Annotated in this window: 14 protein-coding genes; 12 read left to right on the forward strand and 2 right to left on the reverse strand. The window is 71.7% G+C overall.

Going from position 1 to position 15,781, the window contains the following annotated elements; all coding sequences use genetic code 11:
- Nucleotides 1-216: 216 nt before the first annotated feature.
- From mfd to AB0B68_RS31625, 4 genes are all read left to right on the forward strand, one after another.
- Nucleotides 217-3,849 (forward strand): transcription-repair coupling factor, encoded by a 3,633-nt coding sequence (gene mfd / locus AB0B68_RS31610; protein WP_357264634.1) that lies wholly within the window; start codon nt 217-219, stop codon nt 3,847-3,849.
- Between the two features lie 116 nt (nt 3,850-3,965).
- Nucleotides 3,966-4,718: a hypothetical protein gene (locus AB0B68_RS31615; RefSeq protein WP_357264637.1), complete on the forward strand. Its 753-nt coding sequence runs from the start codon at nt 3,966-3,968 to the stop codon at nt 4,716-4,718.
- Nucleotides 4,719-4,720: 2 nt separating this feature from the next.
- On the forward strand, nt 4,721-5,752 hold the full coding sequence (locus AB0B68_RS31620) for a nucleoside triphosphate pyrophosphohydrolase (RefSeq protein WP_357264640.1): 1,032 nt from the start codon (nt 4,721-4,723) through the stop codon (nt 5,750-5,752).
- Between the two features lie 119 nt (nt 5,753-5,871).
- Nucleotides 5,872-7,491, forward strand: coding sequence for a DUF885 domain-containing protein (locus tag AB0B68_RS31625; protein ID WP_357264643.1), 1,620 nt, complete (start codon nt 5,872-5,874; stop codon nt 7,489-7,491).
- Between the two features lie 116 nt (nt 7,492-7,607).
- On the opposite strand, the gene AB0B68_RS31630 is transcribed toward AB0B68_RS31625, so the two are convergent.
- The gene (locus tag AB0B68_RS31630) at nt 7,608-8,303 is read right to left on the reverse strand and encodes a hypothetical protein (RefSeq protein ID WP_357264646.1); all 696 of its coding nucleotides are present in this window, start codon (nt 8,301-8,303) and stop codon (nt 7,608-7,610) included.
- A gap of 213 nt (nt 8,304-8,516) precedes the next feature.
- Between AB0B68_RS31630 and eno the strand changes: the two genes are divergently transcribed.
- The 4 genes from eno to AB0B68_RS31650 are packed head-to-tail and all read left to right on the forward strand — an operon-like array spanning nt 8,517 to nt 11,581.
- The gene (gene eno / locus AB0B68_RS31635) at nt 8,517-9,800 is read left to right on the forward strand and encodes a phosphopyruvate hydratase (protein WP_269681111.1); all 1,284 of its coding nucleotides are present in this window, start codon (nt 8,517-8,519) and stop codon (nt 9,798-9,800) included.
- A 32-nt stretch (nt 9,801-9,832) separates the two neighbouring features.
- Nucleotides 9,833-10,471, forward strand: coding sequence for a septum formation initiator family protein (locus AB0B68_RS31640; protein WP_357205209.1), 639 nt, complete (start codon nt 9,833-9,835; stop codon nt 10,469-10,471).
- Between the two features lie 34 nt (nt 10,472-10,505).
- Nucleotides 10,506-11,063 (forward strand): DUF501 domain-containing protein, encoded by a 558-nt coding sequence (locus AB0B68_RS31645; RefSeq protein ID WP_124861646.1) that lies wholly within the window; start codon nt 10,506-10,508, stop codon nt 11,061-11,063.
- On the forward strand, nt 11,060-11,581 hold the full coding sequence (locus AB0B68_RS31650; protein ID WP_357264649.1) for an amino-acid N-acetyltransferase: 522 nt from the start codon (nt 11,060-11,062) through the stop codon (nt 11,579-11,581). Before AB0B68_RS31645 ends, AB0B68_RS31650 begins: the two co-directional genes overlap by 4 nt.
- Before the next feature lies 1 nt (nt 11,582).
- Here the strand turns inward: AB0B68_RS31650 and AB0B68_RS31655 are convergent, their stop codons facing one another.
- Nucleotides 11,583-12,434 carry a PHB depolymerase family esterase gene (locus AB0B68_RS31655; protein WP_357264652.1) on the reverse strand — a complete coding sequence of 284 codons (852 nt, stop codon included), beginning with the start codon at nt 12,432-12,434 and terminating at the stop codon, nt 11,583-11,585.
- A gap of 136 nt (nt 12,435-12,570) precedes the next feature.
- Between AB0B68_RS31655 and AB0B68_RS31660 the strand changes: the two genes are divergently transcribed.
- From AB0B68_RS31660 to AB0B68_RS31675, 4 genes are all read left to right on the forward strand, one after another.
- Nucleotides 12,571-13,611, forward strand: coding sequence for a helix-turn-helix domain-containing protein (locus AB0B68_RS31660; protein ID WP_357205196.1), 1,041 nt, complete (start codon nt 12,571-12,573; stop codon nt 13,609-13,611).
- 22 nt (nt 13,612-13,633) lie between these two features.
- Complete coding sequence (locus AB0B68_RS31665; RefSeq protein ID WP_357205212.1) at nt 13,634-14,578, forward strand: Ppx/GppA phosphatase family protein; 945 nt, start codon at nt 13,634-13,636, stop codon at nt 14,576-14,578.
- A 166-nt stretch (nt 14,579-14,744) separates the two neighbouring features.
- Nucleotides 14,745-15,077, forward strand: a complete 333-nt coding sequence (locus tag AB0B68_RS31670; protein WP_088986312.1) for a PadR family transcriptional regulator — start codon at nt 14,745-14,747, stop codon at nt 15,075-15,077.
- Nucleotides 15,074-15,781: hypothetical protein (locus AB0B68_RS31675; RefSeq protein WP_357264655.1), on the forward strand; the 708-nt coding region annotated here is incomplete at its 3' end. The genes AB0B68_RS31670 and AB0B68_RS31675, both read left to right, overlap by 4 nt.

Raw genomic sequence — 15,781 nt, forward strand, 5'->3', positions numbered from 1 at the left:
CCGACACTCTATCCCTCCCCGACGCCCGCGCCATCTGCGGGTGGGGGGGCGCGGGGCGCGGGGCGCGGGGCGCGGGGCGACGCGCCGTAGTGGCGTCGGACCTCGGCGGAAGGGGGTGGCTGTCGGTCGACGGAGCTAGGCTTGTTGTCGCGCCCCCCCGTCCGGCTGGACGAGGGGCCGCCGTCGTGTGCGTCGACTCCCCGGGAAGGATTTCCCTTGCTCACCGGTCTGTTCACCGCCGCCCTGGCCGACCCCGGGCTGGCCCGGGCGCGTGACCTGGCGCGCTCCGGTGCCGCCCAGGTCGACGGCCTCGACATCACCGCTCCAGCGGCACTGCGCCCGTTCGCCGTCGCGGCGGTCGCCGCGGACAACGACGGCGCCGGGCGACCGGTGCTGGCGGTGACCGCCACCACCCGGGAGGCCGACGACCTGGCCGCCGCGCTGGGCGGGTTGCTGCCGGCCGAACAGGTGGTCGTCTTCCCCTCGTGGGAGACGCTGCCGCACGAGCGGCTGTCCCCCCGCTCCGACACTGTCGGCCGGCGGCTGGCCGTGCTGCGCCGGCTGGCGCACCCGGAGGCGAGCGACGCGCACGGCGGCACCGGGCCACTGCGAGTGGTCGTGGCCCCGGTCCGTTCGCTGCTCCAGCCGCAGCTGAAGGGGCTCGGCGATCTGGAGCCGGTGCAGCTCGCCGCCGGCGAGGAGGCGGACCTGGAAGAGGTCGCCCGCCGGCTGATCGACATGGCGTACGCCCGGGTCGACCTGGTCACCAAGCGCGGCGAGTTCGCGGTGCGTGGTGGCATCCTCGACGTCTTCCCGCCCACCGACGAGCACCCGTCCCGGGTCGAGTTCTGGGGCGACGAGGTGGAGGAGATCCGCACCTTCGCCGTCGCCGACCAGCGGACCATCGAGCAGGTACCGCTGCTCTGGGCACCGCCCTGCCGCGAGCTGCTGCTCACCCCGGCCGTCCGCGACCGGGCCGCCGCGCTCGCCGAGCAGCATCCCGAGCTGGCCGAGATCCTCGACAAGCTGGCCGAGGGCATCCCGGTGGAGGGGATGGAGTCGCTGGCCCCGGTGCTGGTCGGCCCCGACTCTCTGGAGCTGCTGCTGGACGCCATGCCGGCCGGCACCCACGTCCTGCTCTGCGACCCGGAGCGGATCCGCACGCGGGCGCACGACCTGGTGCGTACATCGGAGGAGTTCTTGCAGGCCAGCTGGGCCGCCGCCGCGGTCGGCGGCCAGGCCCCGGTGGACGTCGGCGCTGCCGCCTTCCGCACCCTCGGCGAGGTACGCGCCGCCGCGGGCAAGCTCGGTCAGCCGTGGTGGACGCTCTCCCCGTTCGGATTGGTGGAGGGGGAGACCGCCGAGACGAGGCAGCCGTGGGAGGACGCGCCGGAACAGGCCGCCGTCACCCCGGACGACGCCATCGCGGTGACCCTCGCCGCCCAACCGGCGCCGCTCTATCACGGCGAGACCTCGCGGGTGGTGGAGGACCTCAAGCGCTGGGCCGGCGAGGGTTGGTCGATCGCGCTGGTCTTCGAGGGGCACGGTCCCGCCCAGCGGGCGGTGGAGGTGCTGCGCGACGCCGGCCTGGGTGCCCGGTTGACCGAGGAGGTGCCGACCGCGCCCGTCCCCGGCGAGCTGGTGGTCACCTGCGGTGCGCTGAGCAGCGGGTTCGTCGACGAGGCGTCCCGCTTCGTGCTGCTCACCGGCAACGACGTGACCGGCGGTCGGGGCACCTCGACGCGGGACATGCGCAAGATGCCGAGCCGGCGGCGCAACACCATCGACCCGCTGGAGTTGAAGACCGGCGACCACGTGGTGCACGAGCAGCACGGCATCGGCCGCTACGTCGAGCTGGTGCAGCGCACCGTCAACGGTGCCAGCCGGGAATACCTCGTCATCGAGTACGCGGCCAGCAAGCGGGGCCAGCCCGGCGACCGGTTGTTCGTCCCGACCGATCAGCTCGACCAGCTCTCCCGCTACGTGGGCGGCGAGCAGCCGACCCTGCACAAGATGGGCGGCTCGGACTGGCAGAAGTCCAAGGCCCGGGCCCGCAAGGCGGTCCGGGAGATCGCCGCGCAGCTCATCCAGCTCTACGCCGCGCGCAAGGCGTCCAAGGGGCACTCGTTCGGTCCGGACACCCCGTGGCAGCGGGAGCTGGAGGACGCCTTCCCCTGGCAGGAGACGCCGGACCAGCTCGCCGCGATCGACGAGGTCAAGCGGGACATGGAGCAGACCGTCCCGATGGACCGGCTGATCTGCGGTGATGTCGGTTACGGCAAGACCGAGATCGCGGTCCGGGCGGCGTTCAAGGCGGTGCAGGACGGCAAGCAGGTGGCGGTGCTGGTGCCGACCACCCTGCTGGTTCAGCAGCACTACAACACGTTCGCCGAGCGGATGAGCCAGTTCCCGGTCCAGATCCGGCAGCTGTCCCGGTTCCAGACGGCGAAGGAGACCGAGCGCACGATGGAGATGGTCGCCGACGGCACCGTCGACATCGTCATCGGTACGCACCGGCTGTTGCAGACGGCGACCCGCTTCAAGCAGCTGGGTCTGGTGATCGTCGACGAGGAGCAGCGCTTCGGTGTCGAGCACAAGGAGCACCTGAAGACGCTGCGCGCGTCGGTCGACGTGCTCAGCATGTCGGCCACCCCGATCCCGCGCACCCTGGAGATGGCGATCACCGGCATCCGGGAGATGTCCACCATCGCCACCCCGCCGGAGGAGCGGCACCCGGTGCTCACCTTCGTCGGCGCGCAGGACGACCGGCAGGTGGCCGCGTCCATCCACCGCGAGCTGCTCCGCGACGGGCAGGTCTTCTACCTGCACAACCGGGTCGAGTCGATCGACCGGGCGGCACGGCGGCTGCGGGAGCTGGTGCCCGAGGCGCGGGTCGCGGTGGCGCACGGCCAGATGGGCGAGGATGCCCTGGAGAAGGTCATGGTCGGCTTCTGGGAGAAGGAGTTCGACGTCCTGGTCTGCACCACGATCGTCGAGTCGGGCATCGACATCCCGAACGCCAACACGCTGATCGTGGAGCGGGCCGACCTGCTCGGCCTGGCCCAGCTGCACCAGATCAGGGGCCGGGTCGGCCGGGGCCGGGAGCGGGCGTACGCCTACTTCCTCTACCCGCCGGAGAAGCCGCTCACCGAGCACGCCCACGAGCGGTTGGCGACCATCGCCCAGCACACCGAGTTGGGCGCCGGCATGTACGTGGCGATGAAGGACCTGGAGATCCGGGGCGCCGGCAACCTGCTCGGCGGCGAGCAGTCCGGGCACATCGAGGGCGTCGGCTTCGACCTGTACGTGCGGATGGTCGGCGAGGCGGTCTCCGCGTTCAAGGGTGAGCGGCCGGAGGAGGAGACCGACGTCAAGATCGACCTGCCGGTCGACGCGCACCTGCCACACGACTACGTAAGTGTGGAGCGGCTGCGCCTGGAGATGTACCGCAAGCTCGCCGAGGCGCGCGACGAGGAGCGGCTGGGCGAGGTGATCGCCGAGATGACCGACCGGTACGGCGAGCCGCCGGCCCCGGTGCAGAACCTCGTGGAGGTGGCCCGGTTCCGTCTGCTGGCCCGCCGCTACGGCCTGACCGACGTGTCCATGCAGGGCAAGCACGTACGGTTCGGCCCGCTGCCCCTACCGGACTCGAAGCAGATGCGGCTCAAGCGCTACCACCCGGATGCCGTCTACAAGCTGGCCACCGATCAGGTCAGCGTGCCCCGACCGACCACCCGTCGGATCGGTGGCGAGCCGCTGCGTGACCAGGCGCTGCTCCAGTGGTGCGCGCAACTGCTCTCCGATGTGCTCGGTGCTCCCGCTCCACTCGCCGTCGCCGCGAGCGCCTGAGCCGGCAGTGTGCTCTCGACCAGGGGCGGTCAGCCCGCCGACGCCGTCCCTGGTCGTGGCTGAGCGAAGGTGGGGGGTGTCACAACCCGGGGTGACGGCGTGAGAGAGTGACGGCTATGCGTGCTCGCCGTCTTGCCGCCGTCGCCACTGTGGCGCTCGGCCTCGTCGCCCTCTCCGGTTGCCGTGCTGAGCCTGGTATCGCCGCTTACATCGGTGACCAGCGCATCACCGACGTTCAGGTCTCCACCGCGATGAAGGACCTGCGGACGAAGAACCCGTCGCCGGAGTCGTCCGCCAGTGGGCAGCCCGGGGCGTCGCAACCGACCCTGCCCAAGGTGGCCGACGTGGTTCGGACCATGGTGCTGACCAGGGTGTGCGAGAAGCTTTCCGCCGAGAAGAACTACCAGCCGCGCGGCCAGGTGGCTGCCGACCAGGCCGCCCAGCAGCTCGGTCTCGACCCGGAGACCGGGCACGTGCGGGAGGTGGCGAAGCTCTTCACCTGCCTGTCCGGGTTGCCGGCCGAGCCGGTCGAGCCGACCAAGGAGGAGATCGCCGACGTGATCGCCGCCGGTCGTGCGGCCGGCAAGATCCCCGCTGAGGTGACCGATGAGGCCGCCGCCCAGCAGCTCGACGGCGAGCAGCTGCGCGGCGCGCTGGCGACCAAGAGGATCCTGGCCGAGGCCGCCGGTCGCTACGACGTCACTGTCAGCCCTCGGTACCGTCCGCTCGAGTTCCCGCTGCTCAGCTTCGCCGGTGACGCACCCGCGGTGAGCGTGCCGCTGGGTGAGCCGGGCTCCGACGCGGTCACCGACATTTCCACCCCGGAGGGGCCGACCGGGGCGCCGGAGGCCGAGGGCACGGCCAGCTGAGCATGACGGCACGGATCGTCCTCCTGGTCACCTCACCCCGGTTGCCCGCCGGGCTGTTGACGGCTGCGGCCTGGGACGTCGTACGCCAGCACCCGGTGTTGGCCGGCGCGGACAGCGAGTTGACCACTGCCGTTCGCCAGGCGGGCGCCGAGGTCACAGTGGTGGACGGCCCGGCGACGCAGCCGTTGCTGGACGCGGTGGCGACGCACGGCACTGTGGTGTGGCTGGCCGGTCCGGCGGGTGACGAAGCGTTGGCCCGGGAGTTGGGTCTGCGGCTGGCCCGGCAGCCAGGGCTGGCCGAGATGGAGTTGATGTACGGCTCGTGGGATCCGCCGGGTGCCCGGCTGCTCGACGCGGTGGCCGTGCTGGATCGACTGGCCTCTCCGGGTGGTGACCCGTGGAAGCGGGCGCAGACGCACCGCAGCCTCGCCGGTTACCTGCTGGAGGAGAGCTACGAGGCGTACGACGCGATCAGCGCCGACGACACCGACGCGCTGCGCGAGGAGTTGGGCGACGTGTTGTTGCAGGTGGTGCTGCACGCGCGGCTCGCCGAGGAGTTGCCCGAGGACGAGCGGTGGACCATCGACGACGTTGCCGGTGGCCTGGTCGACAAGATGATCCGGCGTAATCCGCACGTCTTCGCCGGTGCCGAGGCGGGCACCCTGGAGGAGATTACGGAGAACTGGGAGCGGATCAAGCGCGCGGAGAAGGCTCGGCACTCGGTGTTGGACGGGGTGGCCCTGAGCCAGCCCGCGCTGGCCCTGGCGACGCAGATCCTGGACCGTGCCGCCCGCAGGGGCGTCGACGTCCCACTCCCGTCGGCCGACGCCGAGGCCGATGCCGATGCCGAGGCAAGCCTGGGCGTCGACCTGCTGGCCAGGGTGGCCGCCGCCCGCGAGGCGGGCATCGACCCCGAGGCAGCCCTGCGCCGCACCACCCTCGCCCACGCCGAAGCCATCCGCCAAGCCGAACCCCCCACACCCCCCACCCCCACACCCCCCACCCCCACCCCCGCGCCCGCCAGCCCGCGTTGATCAAGAGGTTTGCGTCAGGATTCGGGTCGAGCCTGACGGAAACCTCTTGATCGACCCGATGGTGCGGGGCGGTGGGCGGAACTGGCGGAGGAGGGTGCGGCGGTCGGTAGGGTGGTGCGGTGGAAGCGTTCGGGGTGCTGGCTGAGCGGGTTGTCGAGGCTTTACTGGAGTCGCGGCCGGGGGTTGCCACCGCCGCGGGTGATCACCGCTTCGACGACCGGCTGCCGGACCTGTCCGCCGACGGGTTGGCCGCCGATCGGGCGATGCTCTTCGACGCGGCCAACGCACTGTCCGAACTGGACTCGGACTCGCTCGACGTCGACGAACAGGTCGACCACGCCCTGCTCACCTCATTCGTGGACCGGGAGCTGTTCGAGCTGACCGAGATCCGCTCGCACGAGTGGGACCCGCTGCGGCACAACCCCGGCCCGCTGCTGCACCCGTTGCTGGCCCGCCCGTACGCCCCCGCTGACGTGCGGCTGACCCAGCTTGTCGGCCGGCTCGCCGCCGTACCGGACGCCCTCGCCACCGCACGCGCGACGCTGCGGGACATGCCGCGCATCCACGCCGAGACGGCGGTAGGGCAGTTCACTGGCGCGGCCGCGCTGATCCGCGACGAGCTGCCGGCACTGCTCGCCCAGGCGCCGGGCCAGCTCGACCGGGTCGAGCCGTCGGCCACCGCCGCGATCGCCGCGCTGGACGAGTTCGTCGCCTGGCTGCGCACCGGCCTGGCCGCCGATGCCGGCCCCGGCCGTGACCCGCGACTGGGCCGGCGCCGCTGGGAGGCCCGGCTCTGGCACACCCTTGACACCGAGCTGGGCGCCGCCGAGATCCAGCGTCGCGCCTGGGCCAACCTGGACCGCGTCACCGCGGAGATCCGCGAGGCCGCCGTCGAGCTGGTCGGTGGCCCGGCCGACGACGCGACGGTACGTCGGGCGTTGGACCTGCTCGCCGCCGAGCACCCGAACGACGCGACGATCGTCGAGCTGGCCGGGGTGACACTGGACGAGGCGACCGACTTCGTCCGCGCACACGACCTGGTCACAGTGGTCGACGACCGGTGCGTCATCCAGGAGATGCCGGAGTTCGCCAGGGGGGTCGCGGTGGCGTACTGCGACGCGCCCGGCCCGCTGGAGACCGCCGTCGTGCCGACCTTCTACTGCATCGCGCCCACCCCGTCGGACTGGCCCGCGCAGCGGGTCGAGTCGTTCTACCGCGAATACAACGACCACATGATCCGCAACCTGACGGTGCACGAGGCGATGCCGGGGCACTTCCTCCAGCTCGCCCACGCCCGCCGCTACGTCGGTGGCACCCGGGTTCGCGCGCTGGCCGAGTCCGGCCCGTTCATCGAGGGCTGGGCGGTCTACGCGGAGGAGATGATGACGGGGCTCGGCTTCGGCGGTCTGCCGGTGCGCTTGCAGCAGCTCAAGATGCAACTGCGGATGACCATCAACGCGTTGCTCGACCAGTTGGTGCACGCCGAGGACCTGCCCGAGGCCGAGGCGATGGCGTTGATGACCGGGCGTGGCTTCCAGGAGGAGGGCGAGGCGGCCGGCAAGTGGCGGCGCGCCCAACTGACCTCCACCCAGCTCTCCACCTATTTCGTCGGGTACAGCGAGGTGGCCGAGATCGCCGCCGCCCGCCCGGACGGGGTGTCGGTCCGCGACTGGCACGACGCGATGCTCGCCCACGACTGCCCGCCCCCGCGCCACCTGCGCACCCTGCTCGGTCTCTGAGGAGAAACGCCGGGCCGCGCGGGTTTCAGCGCCGCCCGGCGGTCACCGTCGCGTCGATCAACCAGGGCGAGCTGGAGTACGCGGGCGGCAGTTGCGCCGGCTCGACCGTGGGTCGGTCACGAGCCGCCGGGGCGGCGGTCGACGACATCGGCGCCGGTGGGTGGGTCGAACGCGCCCTCGTCGACGGCTGCGGAGTAGTTGCTCATCGCCAGCTCCATCGGCTTGCCGTCGACCGGTCCGGTGAAGCTGCCGAGCACACCCTCGGTGGTCACGCAGGCGGTGAAGTCGCCGGATGACGAGCTCTCCACCGCGACGCAGGCGGCGTGGTGCCCGGCGACCGTGGTGTCACTCTGTTTGATGACCGCCTGTGGGTCGAGCGCGGCGGCGGTGAGCAGCCCGACCACCACCGGCGGCGTGACGAGGCCCTGCTGGTTGGCCTCGCCGAACAGCGTCACAGTGGGCTTGCTGCCGGGGGTGGGCGGAGTGATCAGCGTGCACTGCGGGCGGGCGCCGGTCGTCGTGCACCGGGTGACGGCCTCCGGGGTGACGGTGAGCTGGCCTCCCGGATAGGTGTATGTGGATCGCGCCGGGTCCTGCGCCTGCACGATCGCGGCGCGTTGGCCACCGGGCAACTGGTAGTCGGCCGAGTAGGTCAACTCCAGTGCCCGATCGAGCCGGGCGGCGAGGTCGTTGACGAGTTGCGAGCGGCCCATGGCGACTCCGGCGTCCTCGAATGTCTGACAGCCGGTGACCGTGAGCGACGCGATGACCGACACGGCGAGCATGCGGAGGGTGGTCGAGGCGGCGGGCATGGCGACCAGCCTGGTGGATTTGGTCCGCGCAGCGCAAACCAGTTGCCGGTTGACGCCCGGAAATCCGGGAATGTCCGTCAGTGCGGGGCGACTCGGGTGCGCGGGCGACGCCGTGCCGTTTCCCGTGGCCCGATACGCTGCGTTCAACACCTGCCTCAGCCGCACCGTCGCGGCCCACCCACGGACCGGATCACAACAACGAGGAGCGACTTAGTGGCAACCATCGAGGGAATCGTCGCCCGGGAGATTCTCGACTCGCGGGGCAACCCCACGGTCGAGGTCGAGGTCGGCCTGGACGACGGCACGGTGGCTCGCGCCGCGGTGCCCTCCGGCGCGTCCACCGGCGCGTTCGAGGCGATCGAGCTGCGCGACGGTGACGCCGACCGCTACCAGGGCAAGGGCGTGGAGAAGGCGGTCTCCAACGTCGAAGACAAGATCGTCGACCAGATCATCGGGTACGAGGCCAGCGAGCAGCGGCTGATCGACCAGAAGATGCTCGACATCGACGGCACCGACAGCAAGTCGGAGCTGGGCGCGAACGCCATCCTGGGGGTCTCCCTGGCGGTGGCGAAGGCCGCTGCCGGCAGCGCCGAGCTGAGCCTCTTCCGCTACCTGGGCGGCCCGAACGCGCACCTCCTGCCCGTGCCGATGATGAACATCCTCAACGGTGGCGCGCACGCCGACTCGAACGTCGACATCCAGGAATTCATGATCGCGCCGATCGGCGCGCCCACCTTCCGGGAGGCGCTGCGCTCGGGCGCGGAGGTCTACCACGCGCTCAAGTCGGTGCTGAAGAAGAAGGGCCTGTCGACGGGCCTCGGTGACGAGGGTGGCTTCGCGCCGAACCTGCCGACCAACGCGGCGGCCCTGGACCTGATCGCCGAGGCGGTCGAGAAGGCCGGCTACCGGCTCGGCACCGACATCGTGTTCGCGCTCGACGTGGCGGCCACGGAGTTCTTCGACAACGGCACCTATACCTTCGAGGGTGCCGCGAAGTCCGCCGAGGACATGAGCACCTACTACACCAAGCTGGCCGACGAGTACCCGATCGTGTCGATCGAGGACCCGCTGGCCGAGGACGACTGGAGCGGCTGGCAGACGCTGACCGCCTCGATCGGCGACCGGGTGCAGATCGTCGGTGACGACCTGTTCGTCACCAACCCGCAGCGCATCGCCCGGGGCATCGCGGAGAAGTCCGCGAACGCGGTCCTCGTCAAGGTCAACCAGATCGGCTCGCTGACCGAGACCCTGGACGCGGTGGACCTGGCCCACCGGGCCGGCTTCAAGTGCATGATGAGCCACCGCTCCGGCGAGACCGAGGACACCACCATCGCCGACCTGGCGGTGGCCACCGGCTGCGGCCAGATCAAGACCGGCGCCCCGGCCCGCTCGGACCGTGTCGCCAAGTACAACCAGCTGCTCCGGATCGAGGAGGAGCTGGCCGACGCGGCGCGCTACGCCGGCGCTGGCGCGTTCCCGCGCTACCGTTCGGCCTGAGACGCACGAAGCCTCGGGGGAGGGGTGTGACGATGCAGCAGCGCCGCACACCGGGTGGTCAGCGTCCCGCCCGCCGGCCGGGTCAGTCCGGTCGGCCGGGCGGTGGGCGTGCCACGCGGGGATCGGTCCGGGAGGCCGGCGTACGCGCCGAGCCGCGCGCCGCCGGTCGTGCGCCGGGTGCTGCCCGTGGCGCCGACGGGGTGCGCTCCGCGAATCGTCCCGCCGCCGCTCGGCGTACCGCTGCCGCTGGTTCGGTGAAGCGTCTCGCCGCACCCCACCCCCGTCGCTTCACCGGCCGGGCCACAGTGCTGTTCGCGGTCCTGATCGCGCTCGCTCTGGCCTACACCTATCCGGTCCGGGTCTACCTGGACCAGCAGGCCGACATCGAGCGGATGGAGGCGGCCCAGGCGGTGCAGGAGCGCGAGATCGCCAAGCTCGCCGCCGAGGCGGCCAACTGGAAAGACGACGAGTACATCAAGACGCAGGCTCGTGAGCGGTTCTTCATGGGCGAGCCGGGCGAGAAGATAATGGTGGTCCTGCACGACCCGGAGGGCGCGGCGCGGGACGCCGGGAAGTCGGCCGGTGCGGCCCCGCCAGCCGGGCCGGTGACCTGGTACGACACGCTCTGGTCGAGCGTGCGGGCGGCGGACAGCCAGCAGCCGGGCCAGTGATCCACCGACCAGCACACCAGGAAAGATGGGCACCGTGACTGTCGTACCACCGTCGGAGCCGGCTGCGGATTCCGTTCCCCTGCCGCAGCGCGAGCCGGCCACCGAGGCCGACCTGGCCGCGGTGGCCGCGCAGCTCGGCCGGACGCCCCGGGGCACCCGCGCGGTGGCCCACCGGTGCCCGTGTGGCCTTCCCGACGTGGTGGAGACGACCCCCCGCCTCGCTGACGGCACCCCGTTTCCGACGCTCTACTACCTGACCTGCCCCCGGGCCACCGCCGCGTGCAGCCGACTGGAGTCGGCGGGGCTGATGAAGGAGATGGCGGACCGGCTGACGACGGATCCGGAGTTGGCCGCCCACTACCGGGCGGCGCACGAGGACTACCTCACCCGCCGGGAGGCGATCGGCGAGGTGCCGGAGATCGCCGGCATCTCGGCCGGTGGGATGCCGGGCCGGGTGAAGTGTCTGCACGTGCACCTGGGTCACGCGTTGGGTGCTGGCCCCGGAGTGAACCCGTTCGGCGACGAGACGTTGGAGCTGGTCGAGCCCTGGTGGTCGGCGGGGCCGTGCGTGGACGTGCCGGCGGCGGAATGAGCACGCAGGCCGCGGATCAGATCACGGTACGGCGGGCCCGCACCGGGGACGTGCGGGGCATCCGACGTCTCGTCGACACCTACACCGACGACCGGCGGCTGCTGAGCAAGGCCACCGTCACCCTCTTCGAGCAGGTGCAGGAGTTCCGGGTCGCGGTCCGGGCCGAGGACGACGTGGTGGTGGGCTGCGGCGCGCTGCACGTCATGTGGGAGGACCTGGCCGAGATCCGCACGGTGGCGGTCGACCCGTCCTGTCGGGGCCGGCGCATCGGTCACCGGCTGGTCGGTGAGCTGATCGACGCGGCCCGCGAGCTGGGCGTGGCGCGGATCTTCGTGCTCACCTTCGAGACCCGGTTCTTCGGCTCGTTCGGTTTCCGCGAGATCGACGGCGCTCCGGTGCCGCAACCGGTCTACGAGCAGTTGCTGCGCTCGTACGACGAGGGTGTCGCGGAGTTCCTGGACCTGGAGCGGGTCAAGCCGAACACGCTGGGCAACACCCGGATGCTGCTGCGCCTGTAGGTCAGGCTTTGCGGGGGTGGGCGGCGAAGAACTCCCACATCAGGTCCGTGGCGGACAGCCCCGCGGAGGATGCGGCGAGTTGGCCCGATGTCGCTCCCGGCCAACTGTGACCCATGTCGGCGATCGTGTAGACGCTGACCTCGCTGCCGTCCGCGCAGCCCGCCACCGTGTGCGTCACCCCCGGCACCCCGGACGCCTTCGGGCTCGGCCGGCAGTTGAGCCTCTGCTGCCAGGTCTGCAGGCCGGCCTGGAAGGTCGAGGCGTAGCGGTCCTGGCCGCCGATGAAGGTGATCACGGAGACCGGGCTCTTCGGCACGTAACTGTCGGCGGTGGTCAGGTTTCCGCTGTATCCACCGCTGACCACCCCGATCGCGGCGAACGTGCCGGTGCTCTCCACCGCCGCCCGGAAGCTCATGTCGCCGCCGTTCGAGATGCCGGTGAGGAACACCCGGTTCGGGTCCGCGTGCCAGGTCTGCACCAGATGGTCGGTGAGGGCCTTGAGGAAGCCGACGTCGTCCTCGCTTCCGCAGCAGATCAGCGCGTTGAAGCCGCCGCCCCGCCCGTCGGGGTAGGCGACCAGCACGTTGTCAGTGTCGGCTCTGGCGTCCAAGCCCGCCAGCTCCCGCATCGACGATCCAAGGCCGGGATAGAAGTGCAGCGCGATGACCAGCGCGGAGGGCCTGCCCGGGTCGTACCCCGGTGGCGCGTGCAGCAGGTAGGTGCGGTCGAGTCCGTTGTGCCGCAGGGTGAGCTGGTGGTCACCGGCCGCCGGTCGCTCGCTCGACGCGGACGGTGAGGCTGGTGGGGCCGACGAGGGTTGCCCCCGCTCACCACAAGCTGCGGCGACGATCATCAGGCAGAACCCCGTTAACACCGCCAGTGCTCGCCGCACGCCGGCCACCCCCCGTCGACCTCGCCGTCCACACTGGAGATCGTTCAGCCGCGGATCAACCCTTTCGGTCCTGGCCGAAGGCAGGCAGGCTGTTGCCATGCTTCGACTCCGGCTCGGGTCGGCCGACCTGTGCCGGGTGCGGTTCGCCGATCGGCTGCATCCGGTCGGGATCGCGCTGCTGGCTGGTCAGTGGCTGCGCGATCCCACTGTCGCGGCGATGGCGCCGACCCTGGCCGCGCGGGTGGCGGCGGCCGAGGGCACAGCTGCCGCCCAGGCTGCCACCGCAGTCCTGCGGCATCTGCTGCCCGACCGGGGACGTCTACCGGACTTCGTCACTCCCTTCGACGGCCTGGAGTCGGTGGAGGCGGGGCTGGAGGCGATCCGGGCCACCCCGGCGCGGCGGGTCCGCGCCGAGGTCACCCTCGCGTACGCGGATACGTCGGCCAGCCCACTGCGGCGACGGTTCGCGGCGGCCGACCCGGAGGTGCTGAACCTGTTCGGCGGGGCCGTGCGGACCTGGTTCGACGCGGTGCTCGAACCGCACTGGGCCGAGCTGGTGTCCGCGTACCGTCAGCAGGTGACATCCGCCAGCCAGCGGCTGGCGCAGCATGGCCTGGCCAGCCTCTTCGCCGGTCTGCACCCGGGGATCCGGTGGCGGGAGCCCGTGCTGGAGGTACGGACGTGGTGGGACGGCGATCTTCCCGGCACCGGCCACGGGATCATCCTGCTGCCCTCACCGTTGGCCGGGCCGCGGCCCCGGGTGCTCGTCGAGCAGGGTTACCCGATCCTGCTCGTCTACCCGGTGGTCATGCCCGCGCGCGGGGCTCCCGCCGCCGACGATGCCCTCGGTCGGCTGCTCGGCGTCACCCGGGCGCTGGTGCTGCGCCGACTGGCGACCGACGGGGGTTTGACCACCACCGTGTTGTCCCGGGCGGTCGGGATCAGTCTCTCCTCGGCCTCGGAGCACGCCCGCGCGCTGCGGACCGCCGGTCTGGTGACCAGTGAGCGGGAGGGCGGGGCCGTCCGACACCACCTGACCTCCCTCGGTCTGGGGTTGCTGCGGGGCCCGTCGGGCGACCCGGGCGAGTCGTGGCCCACCGCCGACCAACCCCCCGGGTGGCCGCCCGTCCTGCCGTAAGGTTGCTGCCGTGACGACGCGTGTGGCGGCCATCGACTGCGGGACCAACTCGATCCGACTGCTGGTCGCCGACCTGCCCGACGCCTCGGCCGGGCCGCAGGCACCGCTGGTCGACCTGACCCGGCGGATGGAGATCGTCCGGTTGGGGCAGGGCGTGGACCGCACCGGCCGACTGGCGCCGGAGGCGATCGAGCGGACCAGGGTGGCGTTGGCGTCGTACGCCGCGGACATCGAGAAGCTGGGCGCGCAGCGGGTGCGGATGTGTGCCACCTCGGCCTCCCGCGACGCCGCCAACGCCGCCGACTTCACCGAGATGGTGCGGGCCACTCTCGGTGTCGCGCCCGAGGTGGTCAGCGGCGACGAGGAGGCCCGGCTGTCGTTCACCGGCGCGGTGCGCGGGCTGCCCGCCGACGCGAAGGAGCCGTTCCTGGTCGTCGACATCGGTGGTGGTTCCACCGAGTTCGTTGTCGGTGACCGGGCCGCCGGAGTGCGGTCGGCGATCTCGGTGGACATCGGCTGCGTCCGGATGACCGAGCGGCACCTGCCCGGTGACCCGCCGACGCCCGAGCAGGTCGCGGCAGCGCAGGCCGACATCGCCGCGGTGGTGGACCGGGCGCTCGCCGTGGTGCCCGGTCGCGAGGCGGCCACCCTGGTCGGCCTCGCCGGGTCGGTCACCACTGTCGTCGCGCTCGCGCAGGGCCTGCGGGAGTACGACCCGGAGCGCATCCACCACGCCCGGGTGTCGTACGAGGAGGTCGCCCGGGTGACCGCAGAGCTGCTCGGTCAGACCCGTGCGCAGCGGTTGGCGAACCCGGTGATGCACCCGGGCCGCGCCGACGTGATCGGTGCCGGGGCGCTGGTGCTACGCGTGATCATGGAGCAGGCCGGGATGCCGTCGGTGGTCGCCTCGGAGCACGACATCCTGGACGGCATCGCCTGGAGCCTCCAGCCAGCCACACCGCGCTAACGGTTTGATCAACTCGCCTTCATTGAAAACGCGGTGTCCGAGCGCCTCGGATGACCCGACTTCCTGAAGACCGAGTCGATCATTGTCGCGCGGGTCTCGCGCCCCGGCCGGCGTGTCGGGGCGGATTCGTTGACGCTACTGCGCATTGCGCACTACTGTGCAATGCGTGGACACCACACAGTTGTTGAAGGGCGTGCTTGATCTGGCCGTCCTGGCCGTGCTCCGAGAGGAGGACGGTTACGGCTACGACATCCTGCGCCGGCTGCGCGAGGCCGGCCTGGAGGAGGTCGGTGACGCCTCGGTCTACGGGACGCTGCGCCGCCTCTTCGCCGCCGGCCTGCTCACCACCTACGTCGTGCCGAGCGAATCCGGCCCGCACCGCAAGTACTACTCACTCAACGCGGCGGGGCGTGACCAGCTGACCCGCTCCGGCAAGCTCTGGCGCTCGTTCGCCACCACAATGGACACCTTGCTCGACGATCGGGGGTTGGCGGCATGACCGTCGCGGAGCAGGAGATCACCGACTACGTGGCGCGGGTCCGGGCCGCTTTGGCCGACCTGCCGTCCGGGCAACGCGACGAGCTGACCGAGGATCTCGCCGACCACCTCACCGAGGTCGCCGCCGAGTCCGAGGGCACCCTGGTCGAGCGGTTGGGTGAGCCCGAGACGTACGCCGCCGAGCTGCGCGCCGCGGCCGGCGCGGCACCGGGCAGCGGGCGCAACCTCGACCAGCGGGTGGCGAGCGCGATGGCCCGGGTCCGCGGCCGGCTGCGCACCGTTGACACCCGGCTCGGCCCACCCCTGGGGTACGAGACGGCCAGCGAGTTCCTCCGACTGTTGCGCCCGGCCTGGTGGGTGCTGCGCGGCTATCTGGCGGCGATGCTGGTCACGGTGATCACCACCGGTGGCGAGTTCGGGCTCCTGCCGAGGTTCGGCGGTGAGCTGCTGGCTGGCCTGATCATGCTGATCGGCTTCGTGCTCGGCTCCATCTGGATCGGTCGTAGTTCGGCCCAGCTGACCCGCTGGCCGCGCTCGGCCGTGCAGGTCGCCAGCGTGGTGCTGGTGGTCTTCGCGTTCGCCGCGCTGATCCAGGCCGAGGACCGGATGCGTTACGGCGACTACGGCTACGACCCGACCGCTGTCGACAGCCAGTACGACCGGGTCCGGGACGTCTTCGTCTACGACAGCGAGGGCCGACTGGTG

Origin of the sequence: Micromonospora sp. NPDC049049 (assembly GCF_040649115.1) — a bacterium.
Classification (GTDB): Bacteria; Actinomycetota; Actinomycetes; order Mycobacteriales; family Micromonosporaceae; genus Micromonospora.